Origin of the sequence: Bacillus sp. NTK034, assembly GCF_017303275.1 — a bacterium.
Taxonomy (GTDB): domain Bacteria; phylum Bacillota; class Bacilli; order Bacillales; family Cytobacillaceae; genus Cytobacillus.
Genome location: NZ_JAFKOJ010000003.1, coordinates 265,963 through 285,157 on the forward strand (window position 1 = coordinate 265,963; position 19,195 = coordinate 285,157).

At 38.9% G+C, this 19,195-nt stretch carries 18 protein-coding genes; 11 read left to right on the plus strand and 7 right to left on the minus strand.

The annotated features are described in order from the left end of the window. Nucleotides 1–55: 55 nt before the first annotated feature. Nucleotides 56–2,152, minus strand: a complete 2,097-nt coding sequence (locus JI665_RS12030; RefSeq protein WP_206839628.1) for a hypothetical protein — start codon at nt 2,150–2,152, stop codon at nt 56–58. A gap of 77 nt (nt 2,153–2,229) precedes the next feature. Further along, the gene (locus JI665_RS12035) at nt 2,230–3,009 is read right to left on the minus strand and encodes a CsxC family protein (RefSeq protein ID WP_206839630.1); all 780 of its coding nucleotides are present in this window, start codon (nt 3,007–3,009) and stop codon (nt 2,230–2,232) included. 179 nt (nt 3,010–3,188) lie between these two features. On the opposite strand from JI665_RS12035, the gene JI665_RS12040 reads away from it, so the two are divergent. Further along, the gene (locus JI665_RS12040; RefSeq protein WP_206839632.1) at nt 3,189–4,376 is read left to right on the plus strand and encodes a ParM/StbA family protein; all 1,188 of its coding nucleotides are present in this window, start codon (nt 3,189–3,191) and stop codon (nt 4,374–4,376) included. Nucleotides 4,377–4,387: 11 nt separating this feature from the next. Further along, nucleotides 4,388–4,759, plus strand: coding sequence for a hypothetical protein (locus JI665_RS12045; protein ID WP_206839633.1), 372 nt, complete (start codon nt 4,388–4,390; stop codon nt 4,757–4,759). Between the two features lie 88 nt (nt 4,760–4,847). Here the strand turns inward: JI665_RS12045 and JI665_RS12050 are convergent, their stop codons facing one another. Beyond that, complete coding sequence (locus JI665_RS12050; protein WP_244671161.1) at nt 4,848–5,456, minus strand: CotY/CotZ family spore coat protein; 609 nt, start codon at nt 5,454–5,456, stop codon at nt 4,848–4,850. Nucleotides 5,457–5,698: 242 nt separating this feature from the next. Between JI665_RS12050 and manA the strand changes: the two genes are divergently transcribed. Further along, the gene (gene manA, locus JI665_RS12055; protein WP_206839635.1) at nt 5,699–6,646 is read left to right on the plus strand and encodes a mannose-6-phosphate isomerase, class I; all 948 of its coding nucleotides are present in this window, start codon (nt 5,699–5,701) and stop codon (nt 6,644–6,646) included. A 365-nt stretch (nt 6,647–7,011) separates the two neighbouring features. Next, entirely contained in the window at nt 7,012–8,379 is a 1,368-nt protein-coding gene (locus JI665_RS12060) for an N-acetylmuramoyl-L-alanine amidase (RefSeq protein ID WP_206839636.1), read from the plus strand. Between the two features lie 43 nt (nt 8,380–8,422). Here the strand turns inward: JI665_RS12060 and trhA are convergent, their stop codons facing one another. Beyond that, nucleotides 8,423–9,070, minus strand: a complete 648-nt coding sequence (gene trhA, locus JI665_RS12065) for a PAQR family membrane homeostasis protein TrhA (RefSeq protein WP_206839637.1) — start codon at nt 9,068–9,070, stop codon at nt 8,423–8,425. 143 nt (nt 9,071–9,213) lie between these two features. On the opposite strand from trhA, the gene JI665_RS12070 reads away from it, so the two are divergent. Further along, nucleotides 9,214–9,780 (plus strand): DUF1836 domain-containing protein, encoded by a 567-nt coding sequence (locus JI665_RS12070; protein ID WP_206839919.1) that lies wholly within the window; start codon nt 9,214–9,216, stop codon nt 9,778–9,780. Nucleotides 9,781–10,111: 331 nt separating this feature from the next. Here JI665_RS12070 and JI665_RS12075 read toward each other — a convergent pair whose 3' ends face one another. Next, nucleotides 10,112–10,942 carry an undecaprenyl-diphosphate phosphatase gene (locus JI665_RS12075; RefSeq protein ID WP_206839638.1) on the minus strand — a complete coding sequence of 277 codons (831 nt, stop codon included), beginning with the start codon at nt 10,940–10,942 and terminating at the stop codon, nt 10,112–10,114. A 356-nt stretch (nt 10,943–11,298) separates the two neighbouring features. On the opposite strand from JI665_RS12075, the gene JI665_RS12080 reads away from it, so the two are divergent. The 5 genes from JI665_RS12080 (at nt 11,299) to JI665_RS12100 (ending at nt 15,955) form a co-directional block, all read left to right on the plus strand. After that, nucleotides 11,299–12,360: a multicopper oxidase domain-containing protein gene (locus JI665_RS12080; protein ID WP_206839640.1), complete on the plus strand. Its 1,062-nt coding sequence runs from the start codon at nt 11,299–11,301 to the stop codon at nt 12,358–12,360. A gap of 448 nt (nt 12,361–12,808) precedes the next feature. Then, nucleotides 12,809–14,038: a CNNM domain-containing protein gene (locus JI665_RS12085; protein WP_206839642.1), complete on the plus strand. Its 1,230-nt coding sequence runs from the start codon at nt 12,809–12,811 to the stop codon at nt 14,036–14,038. Nucleotides 14,039–14,228: 190 nt separating this feature from the next. Further along, on the plus strand, nt 14,229–14,378 hold the full coding sequence (locus tag JI665_RS12090) for a hypothetical protein (protein WP_206839643.1): 150 nt from the start codon (nt 14,229–14,231) through the stop codon (nt 14,376–14,378). Nucleotides 14,379–14,597: 219 nt separating this feature from the next. Beyond that, entirely contained in the window at nt 14,598–15,233 is a 636-nt protein-coding gene (locus tag JI665_RS12095) for an FMN-dependent NADH-azoreductase (RefSeq protein WP_206839645.1), read from the plus strand. A gap of 122 nt (nt 15,234–15,355) precedes the next feature. Next, complete coding sequence (locus JI665_RS12100; protein ID WP_206839647.1) at nt 15,356–15,955, plus strand: YdcF family protein; 600 nt, start codon at nt 15,356–15,358, stop codon at nt 15,953–15,955. A 444-nt stretch (nt 15,956–16,399) separates the two neighbouring features. On the opposite strand, the gene JI665_RS12105 is transcribed toward JI665_RS12100, so the two are convergent. Both JI665_RS12105 and JI665_RS12110 read right to left on the minus strand, forming a co-directional pair. Further along, on the minus strand, nt 16,400–16,828 hold the full coding sequence (locus tag JI665_RS12105) for a cell wall hydrolase (RefSeq protein WP_019379782.1): 429 nt from the start codon (nt 16,826–16,828) through the stop codon (nt 16,400–16,402). Nucleotides 16,829–16,976: 148 nt separating this feature from the next. Continuing rightward, on the minus strand, nt 16,977–18,119 hold the full coding sequence (locus tag JI665_RS12110; protein WP_280516085.1) for a CAP domain-containing protein: 1,143 nt from the start codon (nt 18,117–18,119) through the stop codon (nt 16,977–16,979). 236 nt (nt 18,120–18,355) lie between these two features. Between JI665_RS12110 and speD the strand changes: the two genes are divergently transcribed. Beyond that, complete coding sequence (speD, locus tag JI665_RS12115; protein ID WP_206839921.1) at nt 18,356–19,180, plus strand: adenosylmethionine decarboxylase; 825 nt, start codon at nt 18,356–18,358, stop codon at nt 19,178–19,180. Nucleotides 19,181–19,195: the final 15 nt, after the last annotated feature.

The window sequence follows — 19,195 nt, forward strand, 5'->3', positions numbered from 1 at the left end:
GAAAAGCCTGTTATGTTAATACGGAAAGAGGGTATCCTTAAAAGATACCCTCTCATTATAATTCCACATATTGCTTTTGGAAAAAGTCCAGACATAAAATAGCATTGGCCTGGATTTCCACTGTTGACCCTGATCCGACATTATCATGCCAGACAACATGTATCTTTTGAAGCTGGCAATAGATTTCTTCTGTAAATTGCTGAAAGAATTCATGATGGGAATTACTTCCATTTTCAGTTAGAAACGTGTATTCGTTATTGGCGTTAGCTTCTGGCAGCATTGGGGTGGAAAGCCAGTATAAATCAATCATATGCTCAATAGGAAGGGGTATCTTTACCATTTGCAGGGAATCATTATTTTCATAAATAATTCTAGCTATAATCACCCCTTTAATAAAAGCAATATTTGATGGCAGCAGTGCCCGGCAGCGCAGTGATTCAACCGACCATTCCAATTTTTTAATTTCTTTCACTGTTAGTTTGAAAGGCAAGCATTCAAATAGATTAATTTCTAATTCTGATTTTGCCACCATTACAGGTACCTTTACGATTGGCCCTGTCCGGCAGGGTACGGAGCTGTGGTGGTCGAAAAGACATATTTCACCTTTCTCGTTACATACCTCTTTAGTGTTTTCACACATACTGGAAGATTCACTTTTAGAAAGGTCCAATTCGTCCAAATTGTTAGATGAATCAAGTTCTGATGTGAACTTATCAATAAGATTGGTGCTTTTATCGTTTATATCATTATGATCTACTTCATCTTGAGCAGCATCTGCACCATGAATAGATTCATCATCCTCCATCATGAAAGAAAAATCCTTTAACAAAGACGATATCTTTTGATATTTATCATTATCAGCAGCTGCTCTATACATTCCATGTGAAGTACTTTCCCCACTTATAATTGATGAAACCTGATCACTTATATAGGATAATTCCTCCATAAAAGAGGATAATTTTTCCTGCAGGGAATCAAAATCATGCATGAATTCTTTTTTTTCATCAGAGGATTCATCATTATTTTTCATTTGATATCCAAAACAAAATTTAGATTCCTCACCTGAAGAGGAGGATTCCTCAAGTTCAGTATTATTTTCAGAGTGTTTTTCTGCCATAAAGGAACTGGACTCACTACAGCCAAACAAAGATTCAGCCATCAAAGAAAAGACTTGATCCTGTATAGATGAATCAATGTCTGATTCTGATGAAGACGATTCTTCCAGCAATGAAACAAATTCACTCTCCAATGAACTATCATTATTTACTCTCGGTTCATAATAAATGCCAGGGGATTCATCGAACTGAACTTTTTCATCTTGACTTTCTTCCTTAAGTAACAACCCTTTTTCCACTAATAATGTAAATTCATTTTCATGGACTTGTTTGTCTATTTTCTTGTAATCTCGATCATCTATTAACAGATCATCTAATATAGAAGTCTCTTCTTTTTTTGCTTCGCTTGTAGATTCAAGGATTGCAGAGAACTCATGAACCAAATCCAGTACTTCATTTTTGTTTGAATTAGTCTTTAAATCCAGTTCCTTTTCTTGTTTAAGAAAATTGGATTCCATTACTTCTTCATCCAAACTCGTATTTTCTTGAGAATATTGAGATTCTTCAGCCTTATCCAATGCATTATCTCTGATCTGCAAAGTATTTTCCTTGAAGTGGCTTTCATAGCCAGGCTGGCCATTTCTTCCGATTGTCTTATAATGAATACTATTTGAAAATTTACTTGGTAAGGAAGGAGACCAGCTGAGCATCGGAGAAAATGGGGTCAGCAAATCCATTAACCTTTTTGGAATACTTATACTTTTTTTATTGACAAACTGACCCTTTTCTTTAACAGGCTTCGGCTTAGCAATCAATGCCTTGTCTAAAGTTGTTCCTGAGGGCTTTTCTTTATAACGAGTGATTTGCCTGTCTTCTAATTTTGGCGGCGCCAAAATAAAAGGTATGGAAGTCCCTTTGGGCGAAAATAAAGGGTTTGACTTCTTTACTTGCTTCCCTGCAGGCTTAGACTTGTTTGGCTCGCTTTCACTCTTTTTGCTGTCCGGATTCCCTTGCCCAGAATAATAGTAAAGTTGCTGGGCAGGCTGCTCAATATTGTCTTTTTTTAAATTATTAATAGGATTACTGTCATTTCTCATGATTCCAGGAAGGTGCTGTCTAAAAAAGCATCCTCTCCAATCCCCTCCTTACCTTCAAGTTAGTGATTTTTTGAGCGTTAATCACAGTGATGAAAACAATCATCATCATTTGTTGTGGAAGATACGCGGATCTGCTGTTTTTGCAGTACCTTCAATGTTATATCCAAGACCATTTTTTCCTCAACCTTTGTAAAAATTCCTTCTCCCAACGGAGTGCAGTTGGGAAGTGGAGACCGGTCGATGGCTTCATCCCATTCTATTATTCTGCTGGATATTAGTTCACAAAACGGAAGCTCGTTATAATGCTGGGTGCTTTCCTGGTGGAACTGGGAAAGATCCTTTGTCTGCAGCTCATCCTTCTCGGGATGGCCTGAAGGCAAAGGTTTAGAGATAAGAAAGTCAAATTCCTTTCTATTGTTCATTTCCGGCATTTCAGGCTTTGTTAAGAATTTTTTAATTTCACTCACACATTGGAAGGGTACATCCACAGTGTATGAATGCAAATCAGAAGCAATGCTTTTACCTGAGTGCATTTCAATGTCCGGGCATGGGCTCGCATATTGAATGTTCTTCCGGACAAAGCCTTTAATAAATAATTTGTTTGTAGGTAATAATAGTCTGCATTGTGTTAATTTAACTGTTTTCTTAATGTCCTTTATTTCCAGAACTGGCTCTGGAAATGTTATTAATGCATCTATATTTATTTGTAAGGTAAGTTCAGCCAGCACTACAGGTACCTTTGTAACGATTTTACCAATGCTGACATGCGGATGATGTTCGATGCAGCTTTCACATTCACAATTATGAGTAATCGCTTTGCATTCATTCTCATGTTTATCTTTATGCGATTCAGACATTTTGGGGCCTCCTGAAGTCAAGATATAGCATACTATGCGTGTTAAATGACTATGTATAGGCACCTGCCCTAATAGAAAAAGGAGCCTTTATAACCCAATATGTAAAAATTTTAATAAGAAAAGACGGGCACAACTGGACTCCTATCCCGCATAAGATTCTAAAGGAGGAGTGAGGGAAAATGGATAGACGAAATTTTCTGGCGGTTGATATAGGGAACAGTTGGTATAAAGCGATGGCCTCTGATAGCGGAATGATATCCGAGTACCAGCTTCCAAATGCAATTGCACTTTTTGACAGCGAGTTTTATGAAAAACCATATGACGATGAGGATATTATCTTTGAGGAGAATTTGATCGTTGAAGTAAAAAGCAGAGCTGTTAAAGAAAAAAGAGAAATCTTTTATATTGGAATGGGAGCTGCCAGACAAAAGGATGTTAGTTTAACTTCATTTAATAATCAAAAAGTTGATGAGGACCGAACGTATATTTTGCTTTTTGGATTAGCAGCTTATCATGCAGCCCTTCAGAAGTCTGATGAATTAGAAATCACCTATTCTATCGATCAATTAGCTGTTTCTTTACCGACAACACAGTATAAGGAGCGTAAATCAAAGCTGAAAGAGAAATTAATTGGTTCTCATACAATAATTTTCCACAAGGTGCCAGGATTGAGTGAACCAAAAGAGCTCGAAGTCAAGCTTAACATTAATGATGTTATTATCGGGGCAGAAGGAGCCTGTGCCTACCTTGGTTTAACCCGGGACCAGGAAACTCTGGGAATAACAAATCATGAACTTGTTAAAGAATCAGAAAAAGGAATTATTATTGGAGATCTTGGTGGAGATTCTGTGGATTTTGTAGGAATAAAGAATAATAAACCAGTTGCTTCTATAGAAGGTGAACCGTTTGGCATTAATCAGTTTCTTGACCATATCATTCAAAAGGTAAGCAAAAATGAGCTGTATCGCTTCGATTCACGAGCAGAGCTAGAGGAGAAATTGGCAGCGGGGATCTCGGAATGGTATGTGGAGCCGTTTGCGGGAGTAAGAAAAGATATCAGCAAATATATTATTCCGCAGCTAAAATCAATGGCGGTAAAATACTTGGAGCATTTTGACCGGGTGCGGAGCAGTTCGAGAGAGATTAAAGGGGCAGTCCGGTATATTGCAGTCGGTGGAGCGGCCAAATTGGCACAAAAGCAGATTCTCGAAGCTGCAGTCAGATGGTCCGAGAGAGGCCGTCCAATTGAGCTGATGTTTCCAGAGGGGATGGAAAAGCTTAATGTTCAAGGTTTGATGATTTTGGCAAAAATGAATCAAATTAAAAAGGAAAAAGGAAATAGCACTGCCATTTCCGTTAAGAGTTAGGGATGACGCTAATGTCCAAAACATATACGGATTATCTTAATAAAACAGCTATAACCATTTCCGAATCCTTCATTGATGTGAAAACTGGAAACAATATCTCTGTATCCGCAAAAGTGGAGGAGCAGATAAAATACCATGCAGCTAATCAGACTTTAATGCATCTGCTTTTATCGGCACTTCATAACTATCTGCATCCTAAAGCAGCAGGCAGCAGCAGTGAGGTAATTTTAGCTGAAATAGCGGAATTGAAGAGGCTGATAGAGGGCGGATCCATTACTTTAAATATTAAAGAAAAGCAGGATTATCCACTTAATAAACAAACAGAAAAAGCGGATTTGGATTTTAATGAAGTAGTCAACGTTCTTGAGGCATTTGGGGGATAAAGGTAAAAAGGTGCACCTAATGAGGTACACCTTTTTTGTTTGAATTATTAACTTCTAATTTCATTTCAAGAAAATCACTTACAAGGCTCTAAATGCGGACAGCAGGCAGGCAAGTAACGGCACAGAAGCATGAGAGATCCACGTTGATACAAATACCTGTACCAATTAGATCTTCAATATTTTCAAAATCTATTTGGCTGCAAGGAGAGCAAAAATCCTTTGAAGCGTGTTTAAATGGATCTCTTGATGATTTGCATTGCTTGAACGTTAATAATTCCAGAACTGCGCATTTACCATCAAATTCTTTTATTTTAAAAATAAAAGACGTAATGCATGCAAACTTTTTCTCCTTTGAGTGATGAGTAAATGTCGTCACGCCGGTGGCCTTAAATGGTTCACAGTCTCCACAATAGAGGATAAATGGGATCGTATTTTTCTTCGGCTTTTTGGATCCTCCCATGAGCCTATCAATGGAATCCTTACAGGATGTCTTGCAATCATCCTCATTTTTCGCCTTTTTCTGAGCTTTATCAATAGCTTCCAGAACATCTTCTACACAATTTTTATGAAAATTGTGATGGAATTTAAAATTATCACTATTTTTCTCTGATTTCCAGTGGCAATCGCAGTCGTGTTCATGTACCTCGCAGAAGTCATCGTGCTTGTCATGATCCTTAAGATATTTCTTGCCGCACATACCCATGAATTTCTCACTCCCCTAAAAATTATCTTCATCATTAGCATACGGCTGGAATGAAAATATCGAGTGAGAATCTAGCCTATTAAGAGTGAAAAAAGTTTGTTGATGAATTTCTATTACTGTAGCTTTTGAATAAAAATTTAAATAATGGAGTTATAAAAATCTGAATAACATGTCCAGTCCTTTATTATTAAAAAACATATATTAAAAGTACATAAGACTAATTTAGGAGGGACTTTGTGGAACAGCCAATATTTTTAGAGCCTGTTTTCCAAGAAAGGATCTGGGGAGGTACAGCTCTTAAAAATATATTTGGCTATAATATTAATTCTGAAAAGACAGGTGAATGCTGGGCAATATCTGGACATGCAAATGGCGATAGCACAGTTTTATCCGGAAAGTTTATTGGGAAGAAGCTTAGTGAACTTTGGACAGATAATCGAGAATTATTTGGAAACCATCCTGCACAAAATTTTCCGCTTCTGGTAAAATTGCTTGATGCCAATTCAGATTTATCTGTTCAAGTTCATCCTGATGACGAATATGCACAAAAGCATGGGACAGATATGTTTGGTAAAAATGAATGCTGGTACGTCCTGGACTGTAAAGAGAATGCTCATATCATTTTAGGTCATAATGCAAAAACTAAAGAAGAACTAACAAGTTTAATCGAAAAAAAGGAATGGGGAAAACTTCTTAATAAAATCCAAATCAAGAAAGGGGATTTTATATTCGTACCCAGCGGGACCGTTCATGCACTAGGGCAAGGGACTCTTATTCTGGAGATTCAGCAAAGTTCGGATACCACTTATAGACTATACGATTACGACAGAATAGACAGCAATGGAAAGAAACGCGAACTTCATTTAAGACAGGCTATTGAAGTGGCGACAGTGCCTCATTATTTGCCAAAACTTCAGCCAGAGTATGTAAAGAAGGGCAGAAATCGGTTTATAAAGTACTTGGAAACTGAAAACTTCACTGTAAGCAAATGGGAGATACAAGAGAATGCTGCGATGAAAAAAGCAGTGCCATTTATACTAATCAGTATAATAAACGGGACAGGGAGTTTAATCATAAGAAAAAATCGATACAATCTGAAAAAAGGCGACCACCTTATCCTGCCGGCCCAAATAACAAAGTACTCGTTCGAGGGGCAATTTGAGGCTATCGTTTCTCACCCCTGATATAAACCCGTATCATACTTCACATTTTCACAAAGCAAATTGAACTGGCCAGAAAAGCAAGCCTAAACTTGGCTTGCTTTATATTTTTCACTGAATTTACATATCTCACGAAGAAAATGAGCCGTGCTTCTTATTATCATGAAAACATGCTGCAGGTAGCTATCGGGTTAGAATCTCGCCAATAAAAGCCAATTTTTTGTGTTTCCAGCTATAAGAATCAAAATTGCCTGGTCACGTGTACAAGCCATTTTTGTTGTCAAACATACAATATTACAAGCAAGTACTTGCTGAGTTAAATTGATTTATAATGAACTGGGAAGCTCCAAAACTTTGATATAGCATTTAATTAAAAAGGAGTGAGGACCATGAAGCTTTATTTAGATCCTGGACACGGAGGCACTGATCCAGGAGCTCAGGGAAACGGAATAAGAGAGAAAGATATTGCACTTGATATCGCAAAAAATATAAAAAATATCTTATTGACCATCTATCAGGATATGGAAGTTAAAATGAGCCGTGAAAATGATACGACTAAAAGTCTGAGCCAAAGGACATCTGAAGCCAATAGCTGGGGGGCGGATTTTTACCTCTCCATACACTGTAATGCCGCGAATGGTGCAGCGAGGGGGTATGAAGATTTTATTCATAACAGCAGCACTTCCCAAACAGCCAGCTATCAGAATATTATCCATGCTGAAGTCACAAAACTGAATCAGCTCATCGATAGAGGCAAGAAGAAAGCTGACTTTCATGTCCTGCGTGAATCTGCCATGCCAGCCCTATTAACAGAAAATGGGTTTATTGATAATTCTGCAGATGCCGCTTTAATGAAAGATCCGCTGTGGAGACAAAGAGTGGCACAGGGACATGTTAATGGAATGGCAAAAGCCTTTAGCCTTAAAGCCAAACCGGCAGTCCCGCCGCAGCCGCCAAAACCAGTCGATCCCAGTAATTTATACAGAGTGATAGCCGGTTCTTTTACAAATAGAAAGAATGCTGAGGAAAGGGCTGCCGCTCTAAAAAATAAAAGCATTGAATCAGTTATTGCTATTGCTGAAATTTCAGGCACGGTCTGGTACAGGGTACAGGCCGGTGCTTTCAGTACGAAGGAAAATGCAGAAAAACAACTGGAAGCAGTAAAGAAAGCAGGAATAGCAGATGCCTATATACTGTCAGACGCTCCGCTGGCAGTGCCTTCTGAACCAAAAGGTTATTCCATTCTGGGAGTAACCCATTTGTCACCAGAGCATATGAATCAATATGCAAAACAGTTTAATCCAAACGCCGCCAATTTAGGTTCATTCTATTCGGCTATCGGAGAATATTATGGTATCAGAGGGGATGTAGCTTTCGCACAGGCCATGCATGAAACCAACTATTTGCGCTTTACCGGTGATGTAAAGCCTGGCCAGAATAATTTTGCCGGAATTGGCGCAACAGGGAATGGAGCCGCAGGAGCAAGCTTTTCCACACAGGAGGAAGGAGTTTTGGCACATATTCAGCATTTATATGCCTATGCTTCCACACAGCCTCTGCCTTCTAAATATCCACTGGCCGATCCGCGTTTCAGCCTTGTGAAAGGAGGTTCGGCGAAGCTTTGGAAGGAACTGAATGGGAAATGGGCTGTACCTGGTACTAATTATGCTGAATCTATCATGAACATCTACAAAAACATGGTCAGATTTTCTGATCAGAAATTAGAAGCTGTTCTGAAGGATGCAGAAGGCAGCTAATAAAAAAAGCGGACATGAGGGTGTCCGCTTTTTTAACTATCTGTCAAATCACATACATGAATACACAAAGAAAGTGTGCCATGCTTCCCATCATAATGAAAATATGAAAAATCTCATGAAAACCCAAATGTTTAAACTCCAGGAATTTTGGTTTAATCGCATAAATCACTCCGCCGATCGTGTATAGGATGCCTCCAAGTAAAAGAAGCATTACACCAGTACTGCTTAAAGACTCAGAAAGAGGCGAAAAAGCAAAAACAATAATCCATCCCATTGCAATGTATAAAGCTGTTGACAGCCAGCGGGGGCAGCTGAACCAGATCATTTTAAACAGTATCCCTGATAAAGCAACAGCAGAAACAATGGAAAACAGAACCCAGCCGGTCACACCATTTAATGTTATAAGGCAAAAAGGTGTATAGGAACCTGCAATCAATACATAAATCATGGAATGATCAAGCTTTCTTAAAAAGGCAATGACTTTATCTTTGGCTATCACCATATGATAGGTAGCTGATGCTGAATAGAGCAGCATTAAACTGATTCCAAAAATAGCAACAGCAGCAATGGCAAGCGGTGACGATGTGGTCAGTGAGGCTTTAATAACCATGGCAAGCAATCCGGCAAAGGATAATATCGCTCCTGCCAAATGGGTCAGTCCGTTTATGGGCTCCCGGATGTATGAATTCATAATATCTCCTCCTAATGTTCTTTTATGTAGTTTTAATAACTACTTAATATAATATATATAAAACATCATCTAGTCAATATTTACAACTTGCGCTTTTTTAAGTAGAATTTATGTAATACCAGGTGAAGATTTGAGGGATGAATATGGAAACGGAAAAACTCATTGCGGATAATCAGATTCAATTGGAAGATATCCCGCAGATAGACTTATATATGGATCAGGTGATCCAGCTATTTGAAAATTCTTTTGGCAGCACGACGAGAAACGAAGAGGAAAAAGTGCTGACAAAGACAATGATAAATAACTATGCAAAAGGGAAATTGTTCTTTCCTGTCAAAAATAAAAAATATTCAAAGGAGCACCTTATTTTAATTGCTTTTATTTATCAGCTTAAAGGCGCACTGTCCATAAACGATATAAAAAGCCTGTTAAATGGCGTCAACACACGAACAGCAGAAGGAAGGATGGACCTGGACCATTTTTATCAGCTTTACCTCGATTTAACTAAACTGAATGTCGACGCATTTAGGAGTGATCTGGAAAATCAGGCATCCAGGGCAGCAGAGGAAGCAAAAGAGCTAAATGAAGATCAGTCAGCCCAGCTTGAAAAAGTCCTGCTGGCCACTTCACTCGTTCACATGAGCAACTTATATCGAAAAGCAGCTGAACGCATTGTAGACGATGTGAAAAATAAAGCGGATCAAGAATAGGAAGGCGGGAAACTCCATCAAGAAAAGAGATAAACGAAAAACAGGGCTGCTGCGGGAAATATTTAATGAATTTCTGGATTCCATTGTGATCTCCTTACTTATTCGTACCGTACTGTGGATTCCGAGGGTGATTTTCAGCTTCTTTAAAAATTTATTTTAATAATAAGCAATTGGTTCGGACAGGAGAAAATGACATGACGCTCATAGAGTCCGAACCTGCCGCGACTTCGGACAGAAAGAGGCGAAATCCCAGTGTGAGAGTCCGAATTTGCCCTGACTTCGGACAATTAACCAAAAGAAAACCCGGACCACAAAGGCCCGGGTTCATTGTTTATAGAAAAATGAAATATATAACCCCTGCAAGTACAATCCTGTAAATAGCAAAAGGAATAAGTTTAACTTTATTTATCATCTTCAAAAAGAAGCGGATCGAAATCAAGGCAAACACAAATGCACTGATAAAGCCTGCAATAAAGAAAGGAAGCGCATCGACTGAAAAATACTCGAGATTTTTTATTAATGATAGAAAACTCGCGCCAGCCATGATGGGCACAGCCATGATAAAAGTAAAATCAGCTGCAGCCCGGTGTGACAGGCCAAGCAGGACGCCTCCTGAAATGGTTGAACCTGAACGGGAGAACCCTGGCCAAAGTGAGAAGCACTGAATCAATCCAATAGATAAAGCCTGTTTATAGGTGATTTGATCGACTGAAACGGTTTTCGGGTTTTTGCCTCCAAAAATATCAGCAAAAATCATCAGAAATGCACCAATCACCAAACCAATCAATACCGTCTCAGTTGAAAACAGGTGTTCATCAATATAATCCTCAAACAAAACGCCAAGTATCCCGGCAGGAATTAACCCTACAATCACTTGAGACAATTTCAGACGGCTTTGTTTTTCTTCAGTGTTTTTGTTTCTTCCCCCAAGACCGAGCATTTCAATGAACCGTTCCTTAAAAATAATTACAACCGCTAAAATGGAACCGAGCTGAATGACGACTTTAAAAGTATTAGCTTCATATTTTGATAAAAACTCTTTTGTATTGAGCCACATATCATCCACAATAATCATATGTCCTGTAGAGGACACAGGAGCAAACTCAGTCATTCCTTCAACAAATCCCAAAATAATCGCTTTTAATATCATAATAAAATCCATCTTCTAATTAATTCTCCTTTTATCCATCTGATGCAACTAAACTCCATTTAATGATTATAAACCATTTATGATAGATAGGAACAATTTTTTACAAAGTAATATAGATGTAAAGTGTCAATTAATTAGCTGAAATGCACTTATAGCGTCGGCATGATTGAAATACCAGGCGATTATAGCATCATAATCGCTGTTCAAAGCAATAACACTTCTATCATTTTTAATATTAAAATGTTGATCACTAATTCACAAACTCTTCACAGAATTTCAATGTCTTGTGAGAAAAATCACCAAATTCAGTCCATATTTACCATATGATAAAAGCAGATAGACCAATCGAGTATAAGGAGGAAATCAAGATGAAAAAAGGAGTAAAATATCTGCTTACTTCGGCTATTGGCTTAGGGTTAATAACGGGATGCAGCCAGGGGGCAGCACTGGAAAGTTCCCTTCAGCCTGAGGAAAAGGTTCTGGCGGCAGAAACAGCTCAGCCCGAGGCAATCGCTCCGCATAAAAACTTAAATCAGGAACCCATCCCATTGAAAATTGATAGAGTCGGACCGAATGAAGTAAATGTGGAAATGACTTCCCAAATCACGAATGTTGAAATCGACAAAGGAAAATTCTATAAAGCATGGACGTTTAATGGTGAAGCGCCAGGCCCTGTAGTTGTCGTCAATGAAGGGGACACAATCAACTTCACCTTAAAAAATATGGATCCTGCAATACCGCACAGCATGGACTTTCACGCTGTACACGCAGCTCCTTCAAAAGATTTCTCCAACGTTCATCCTGATGAAACGGGAACATTCAGTTACCCTGCAAATAAACCAGGCGTGTTTATGTATCATTGCGGTACGACACCGGTATTATCACATATAGCAAATGGAATGCACGGAACTATAATTGTAAAGCCCAAAGACGGATATCCGACTGACAAAGAGATTGATAGGGAATATACAATTATTCAAAACGAGTGGTATAAGTACAACGATCTGGAGGATTTTACAAACGGCGTTCCCAGTCATGTGGTTTTCTCCACAAAAGCTTTAAAGGAAGGAGACCCCAATACTAATGGGGATACGTTCACCCTTAAGGATAATCCGCTTCTGGCTAAAGTAGGGGATAAGGTGAGGATATATGTTAATAATATAGGACCAAATGAAGTAAGCTCTTTCCATGTAGTTGGTACTGTGTTTGATAATGTATACATTGATGGCAACCCTTATAACCGCTATCAAGGTCTCCAAACGGTTATGCTCCCTGCAAGCGGCGGTGCAGTAGTCGAATTTACAGTTACCAAGGCAGGCAGCTATCCAATTGTTACTCACCAGTTTAACCACGCACAAAAAGGAGCCGTCGCCATCCTGAAGGTAACTGAGACCGGTGAAGACGACGGTAAGGCCACAATGAGCCATTAAATATAAATATAAACTCAACTTAAAATAAATTATACAAGATACAAAATGAAAATGGAATCCTTTTTCTGGCAGTCTATTTAGAATTGAAAGGCTGCAGGAATGTTATTTCCGGACAGCGAGTGCATTATTAGTTATAAAGGAACAAGTATTATAAGTGCTGAAAAAGTTCATGTTATGACTATAGCATTCCTTTAAATTCACACAAAAATCGAGATAAGACCAAAAGCGATTCCAATTGGAACCGCTTTTTAGTCAGCATTTTTTTTTGATAAAACGAATATTTGTTCAACAACAGCCTATCGAAAATGCTTATTATTTTCGATAAGCTTTCATTTACTTTATAATGAATGGATAATTATTCAAATTTGCCGGGCACAGTTTTTGCTTGTGCAAATCGGGTAAAAACAATTACGAATGAATGTATTGATAAAAATGGAGGAAACCAACTTTGTTTATTGCTATTTTGTTTTTTATGTTTATGTCCTTTTTCCTATCGGGAAGTGAAACGGCATTGACTGCTGTTAACAAAATGAAATTAAAATCCAGAGCTGATAACAATGATAAAAAATCCCAAAGAATATTAGAGGTTGTTTCGAAACCAGATGAGATGATTACTTCTATATTAATCGGCAATAATATTGCAAATATCATGCTGCCGACACTGGTTACCATCATCGCGCTGGATTATGGCTTTAATGTGGGTGTGGCGACAGGGATTTTAACTGTAGCACTTATCTTATTTGCAGAAGTTCTGCCAAAATCAGTTGCTGCAAGCTTTGCCGACAAAATTGCCTATCTTGTGTTTCCGGTAATTCGAGTTCTTATGATTATCTTGAAGCCGGTAACATTTTTAATATCAAAGTTCACAAGAGTCATCATAAAATTCCTTTCTAAAAATGAAACAGATTCTGTATCTGTCTCAAAAGAAGAGCTCATTACCATGGTTGATATCGCTACAAGCGAAGGGACCTTCCATGAAGAAGAAACACAGCGAATTAAAGGGATCATTGATTTTTATAATTTAGATGTCAGCGACGCACTGAAAACCCCGCGAATGGACATTGAAGGCATTCCTATTGAAGCGACGATAGAAGAGGCAAAGGATATTGTAATGAATAACCGTTTTACTAGGTATCCGGTATATAAAGACAATATGGACAATATTGTCGGAGTGTTTCATTCAAAGGTATTGCTGGCCTGGTCCAGTCAGCCTGCAAAAACCTTAAAAGATTTTACTGACCTGGAGCCTTTGTTTGTATATGAATTTCATAGCATTGACAAGGTGTTCAAAATGATGATGAAAGAAAGGAAACATCTTGCCATTGTTCTTGATGAATATGGCGGAACAAAAGGGATCATTACACATGAAGATATTCTTGAAGCCATGCTGGGGCAGGAAATAGAGGATGAAACGGATGAAGGAAGCGAGATCCTTATTGATGAATTGACTGAAAATCATATTATTGTACACGCCAAACTCTCAATCCGCAGAATTAATGAAGCTTTTAAAACAAAAATTCCTGAAGATGAGGATATTCTTGCCGGATTCTTATTGAAAGAACTAGGCCATTTCCCTGCAGAAGGGGAAACATTGGATTATCATCACCTTCATTTTGAAGTGAAATCAATTGAGGATAACAGGCTTAAACTGGTGGAAATTAAGAAAAAGACCCCTTGATGAAATTTGAGCATTATTTCCTATTGGGAATAATGCTTTTTTTATTTCTTGATAATCCGAATAAAAATGGCTGCTTCATGGGGACAATAGGAGCAGGAAAATAAATATATAATTTTTAAATTTTTCTGATAAAATAGGTCCTTTTCAGTGTATAATAAACTAAAAATAAACTATTCGGGGTGACCTTGGCATGGAAAATAAACCGTTCCATTATGATGGAAGCGTGCAAATGAACTATGAAAAAGATGACAAAGCAAGCTCAAGCATTCCTTTTGAATTGACAGACGAAATGAGAAAAAATATCGGAACCAATCCATACTCAACTGAAGAACAAGAATAATTGAGGACCCGTATTGGGTCTTTTTTTTATCTTCAGTGGATTAATTTTCAAATAATAAGGGTAATAAAAATAGGCATGAGCAGATGACTTGAAATTCTATTTTATTTTGAATATGATTATCTCGGATTAAGAATAAAAAAGTTCATACTGCAGATGAATACATACTTTATTTCTGATTCAAACTAAAATGTCAACTCAAAATGGAAAGGTGATTGAATTATGGCTCAAGTATTGTATATTACAGCACACCCACATGACGATAAGGTGTCATATAGCATGGCAGCAGGAAAGGCTTTTATTGATTCCTACAAGGAAGCCAATCCAAATGATGAAGTAGTTCATGTTGATTTATACAAGGAAAATATCCCGCAAATTGATGTGGATGTATTCAGCGGATGGGGTAAGCTTCAGTCCGGTAAAGGTTTTGAGGAATTATCAGAAGATGAAAAGGCGAAAGTAGGCCGCTTATCAGAATTAAGCGAACAATTCGTTGCAGCCGATAAATATGTGTTCGTTACACCGCTTTGGAACTTCTCATTCCCTCCAGTAATGAAAGCGTATCTTGATTCTGTGGCAGTAGCCGGCAAAACTTTTAAGTATACGGCAGAAGGTCCAATTGGATTACTGACTGATAAAAAAGCAATTCACATCCAGGCGCGCGGAGGCATCTATTCAGAAGGTCCTGCAGCAGAGATGGAAATGGGTCACCGCTATTTGAACGTATTAATGCAATTCTTCGGTGTTCCTTCATTCGAGGGTCTTTTCGTGGAAGGGCACAACGCTATGCCAGATAAAGCTGAAGAAATCAAAGCTGATGCTATTGCACGTGCAAAAGACAAAGGCAAAACATTCTAATCTAAAGCAGCGGATTTCCGCTGCTTTTTCTTATGTTTTAGGCATATATAGTAGAGTTCTTGTCCTTGATGAATAGTATAATATAGGCAGTTAAAAAGCTGGGAACGAAAGGAGGGAGATTTGTGAAAATCTCGGAATTCAACCCCAGTCATTTAAATGAGGATGATATATCCAAGCTGCTGTACTATGGGATTGAAGATAATCTGCAAAATGGGGATTTAATTTTTGTGCCAGGAAGCAGCAAAGCAGCAAAATATCGACTTCCTCAGGCCATCAGACTCTATCAGGAGGGCAGGGCAAGTAAATTACTTTTCTCCGGCGGTGTAAAGTGGCCTGGCGATGAACTGACGGAAGCAGAAATGTTAATGAAAAAAGCAATAGGATACGGAATTCCTTCAAAAGACCTTTTCATTGAGAATATCTCTCTTCATACAAAAGAAAATGTGCTTGCCTCTATGCTGGTTATGGATCGGATGTGCGGTCTGGAGAACATATCCAATATCATCATTGTGACGGCTCCTTTTCACATGAGAAGGCTGCACATGACATTATTGACGTATATGCCGAAGTGGATTCACTATTCTCTTGTATGTTCTGATGATGGTGCAACAGGGAAGGAACAATGGATGCAGGATCATTATGGGAGAAAAAGAGTGTTAAATGAAGCCGGGAAAATAATTGACTACGTGAAAAAGGGCATTCTGATCGATCTCGAAATATAATCTTCAGGAAAAAATCCCCGCCAAAAATAGGTGGCAGGGATTCTTTTAAAAGATAAGTATAAAATTTTGAACGTCGATAACTGTCTAGCGCAAGCAGCCTACCCCCTCGAGGTCACAAGCTTGTCTTGTTGTGGCTTCTAGGGACTCGGGGTCATAAGCCGTTCCTTTCAGAAGGAAAAACACCTTCTTACAGGAACCGTCTTATGACTGTCGTCCTGGGCAGTCGCCTCCACATTTCGGACAATCCTCCCAAAAAGCAAAGAACGCCTTTCTGAGAGGCTCGACTTGTGCTTGTGGCCCGCAGGACAAGGAAGGCTTCGTCAGCATAATCATCGCACGACCAAAAGCGGCAGCTTTTGGGAGGATGCGGGTCATGCAGACGTTGCCACAGGACGTGGCGTTCTTAGTCTGCGTTCCTTTGTGGGCAAGGCGCTTCCGCTTTTCTTAAAATGTATTGTAAATGTTCTCGCATTCTTCCGCTGTAGGCTCATAAAAGCAATGAAGCTTAAATCTTCCAACCAAAGGCTGGTTATACCATGTAGCTGGACAATCCCCAGGAGGCCTGAAATACCATAGAGCAAATTTGGCTGGCCAAATCCGTTCCCCTCTTACAGCCCTCCTTGCGAGTCTTCTTTCCACTTCTCTTGGACGCTGATAAAAATAGCCTTTCTGGACTGCTTCAAAAGCATGCGGCTGATAAATCATTTCCGGAATAGTACGAATTCCTATAAAATCAGAACAATTGCCCCTGACTCTGTTAATCCCCACATTTCCTACCATTAACATGCCCTGCTGGCCTTCTCCTTCTGCTTCAGCACGAAGGAGGCGGGCAAGCAAATCTATATCTTGTTCACGTGCCTTCACAACTGCCATCTGTGTCACCCTCATCTCCCTAATTTTAAATAGGCTGATATATGGTATGCACAAAAGAGGGAAATGTTAAATATGTCATTTTCACACTAGGCTGAACGAACATAAAGGTGAACAGCCACGAAAAAAGCTCCTGCAGAAGCGGGAGCTTTTATTTGGCATAAAAATTTTCCGTATAATAAGGCTGTGACTTTGAATTAAAAGCAACGCCAACACCCAAAAATTCATAATCGGCACGAAGAATATTTTTGCGGTGGCCGAGTGAGTTCATTAATCCTTCATGAGCAAAGATACTGCTGAATTGGCCGGAAGCAAGGTTTTCCCCGGCGAACATAAATGAAACTTCATCCGCCTGCATTCTGTCGAAAGGGGATAGGCCCTGCAGGTTGGTATGGTCAAAGAAATTGTTTTCCGCCATGTCGCTGCTGTGCTTTCGCGCCGTTTCCTTCACAGTATCATCCCACTCCATAACAGGCACTCCGTGACTTACTCTCTCGGCATTGGTAATATCGAAAAGCTGATATTCAAACCCTTCCTTAAGAGAGCTGCTGGCATCAGCATAAAAGGAATTTTTTTGTTCCTCAAGTGATTTACTGATTATTTGTATTGAAGTTACAGTATTGTCACGATGTTTATCATAGAATATGGTTACATAATTCCCATCCATTTCGTATAGATCATAATCCCGATTCTTTTCAAGCTGATAGATGACAAAGCCCTTTCTCATTTTGTCCAGCGGCTCTCCAAGCTGCTGCAAAACTGAAGTCTTTGGCGTCCCATAGGCAATCTCTTTTGATGAAGAAATCAAATCCTGATTTGTATATATGCCTGCAGCTTTCTCTTGCTTGTCATAAGCGACCATTACAAAATTTTGATATTGATCATGATAAGCATGCCAATCTGTTCCAAATTCATTTGCGGAGGAACGTTTCGAGGGGCCGAGCTTGCTTTCGATTTCCGTCTTATCATCGCCTATTTCTATATTATGAATAGAAAAGGTTTGCTCATCAGGGGCTTCCAAAACAGGCTTTTCGGCTTTATCCTCTGGAGCTTGATTTTTCTCGCCGGTATATTGCCCGAATGTCTGAAGGAATTCATCTGCCCAGCTTTGTGCCTCTTCCATCACACCGCTTAAAATAGCTAGAACATCTTCATTGTCTTTTAAAAGCTGAATTTCAGATTTTATATTATCAATTACAGTTCCTGAATTAGATTCATCTGCCAATTTCCCATCTGGCTGTGAAAAGGCAAAACCGATAATTAACAGGATAAAAATAAATAAAAACTTCCTCAATAAATCTCCTCCCATATACCTTTCTACCCATATCAAAGGTATGCCCATTCATTATAAGTTTTAAAAATACGGAAATGCAAAACATTGATGCCTTCCTTATTTTTCTACCCCGTTTGGCAGTTTCTCTAACGCTTTTGGCTGCGCGATTAGATATTTTCTGTTTTTAAAAGGATAGTTTGGGTAACATAATTATAAAAATGAACAGATGCATAGCTGCTGCAAAGGGGGAAAAAATGTTGAAATTAACACCGGAACAAAGAATTGAACTCCATGGCTTTAATAATTTGACGAAATCACTCAGCTTTAATATGTATGATGTCTGTTACACCAAGACGAGGGAAGAGCGAGAAGCCTATATAGACTATATTGATGAGGAATATAGTGCGGAGCGGCTTACAAAAATATTAAAGAATGTTTCCGACATTATTGGAGCCCATGTCCTGAATGTTGCACAGCAGGATTATGTGCCACAAGGCGCAAGTGTGACTGTTCTGGTATCTGAAGGACCGGTAGTAGAAGTCCCGGATGAATCTTATGATGAATCTCCTGGCCCGCTGCCTGATAATGTAGTCATGCAGCTCGATAAAAGCCATATTACCGTCCATACCTATCCTGAATATCATCCGGACGAAGGAATCAGCACATTCCGGGCCGATATAGATGTATCAACCTGCGGAGAAATCTCCCCGCTAAAAGCCCTTAATTACCTCATCCATTCCTTTGATACGGATATCATGACAATCGACTACAGAGTCAGGGGATTTACACGGGACAAGGACGGGAAAAAACTCTATATCGACCATGATATTAGTTCGATCCAAAATTATATTCCTGAAGAAGCAAAAGAAGATTTTGATATGATTGACGTGAATATTTATCAGGCACACACTTTTCACACAAAATGTAAAATAAGGGATTTTGATTTGGATAATTATTTATTTGGTTACACGAAGGACAAGCTTGATCCCCAGGAAGCTGAAGAGATCACTGAGCGGCTCACAACGGAGATGGACGAAATTTTTTACGGGAAAAACATTAATCCGGGTTCATTATCAGATTGAATGTGAAGGCTCCCA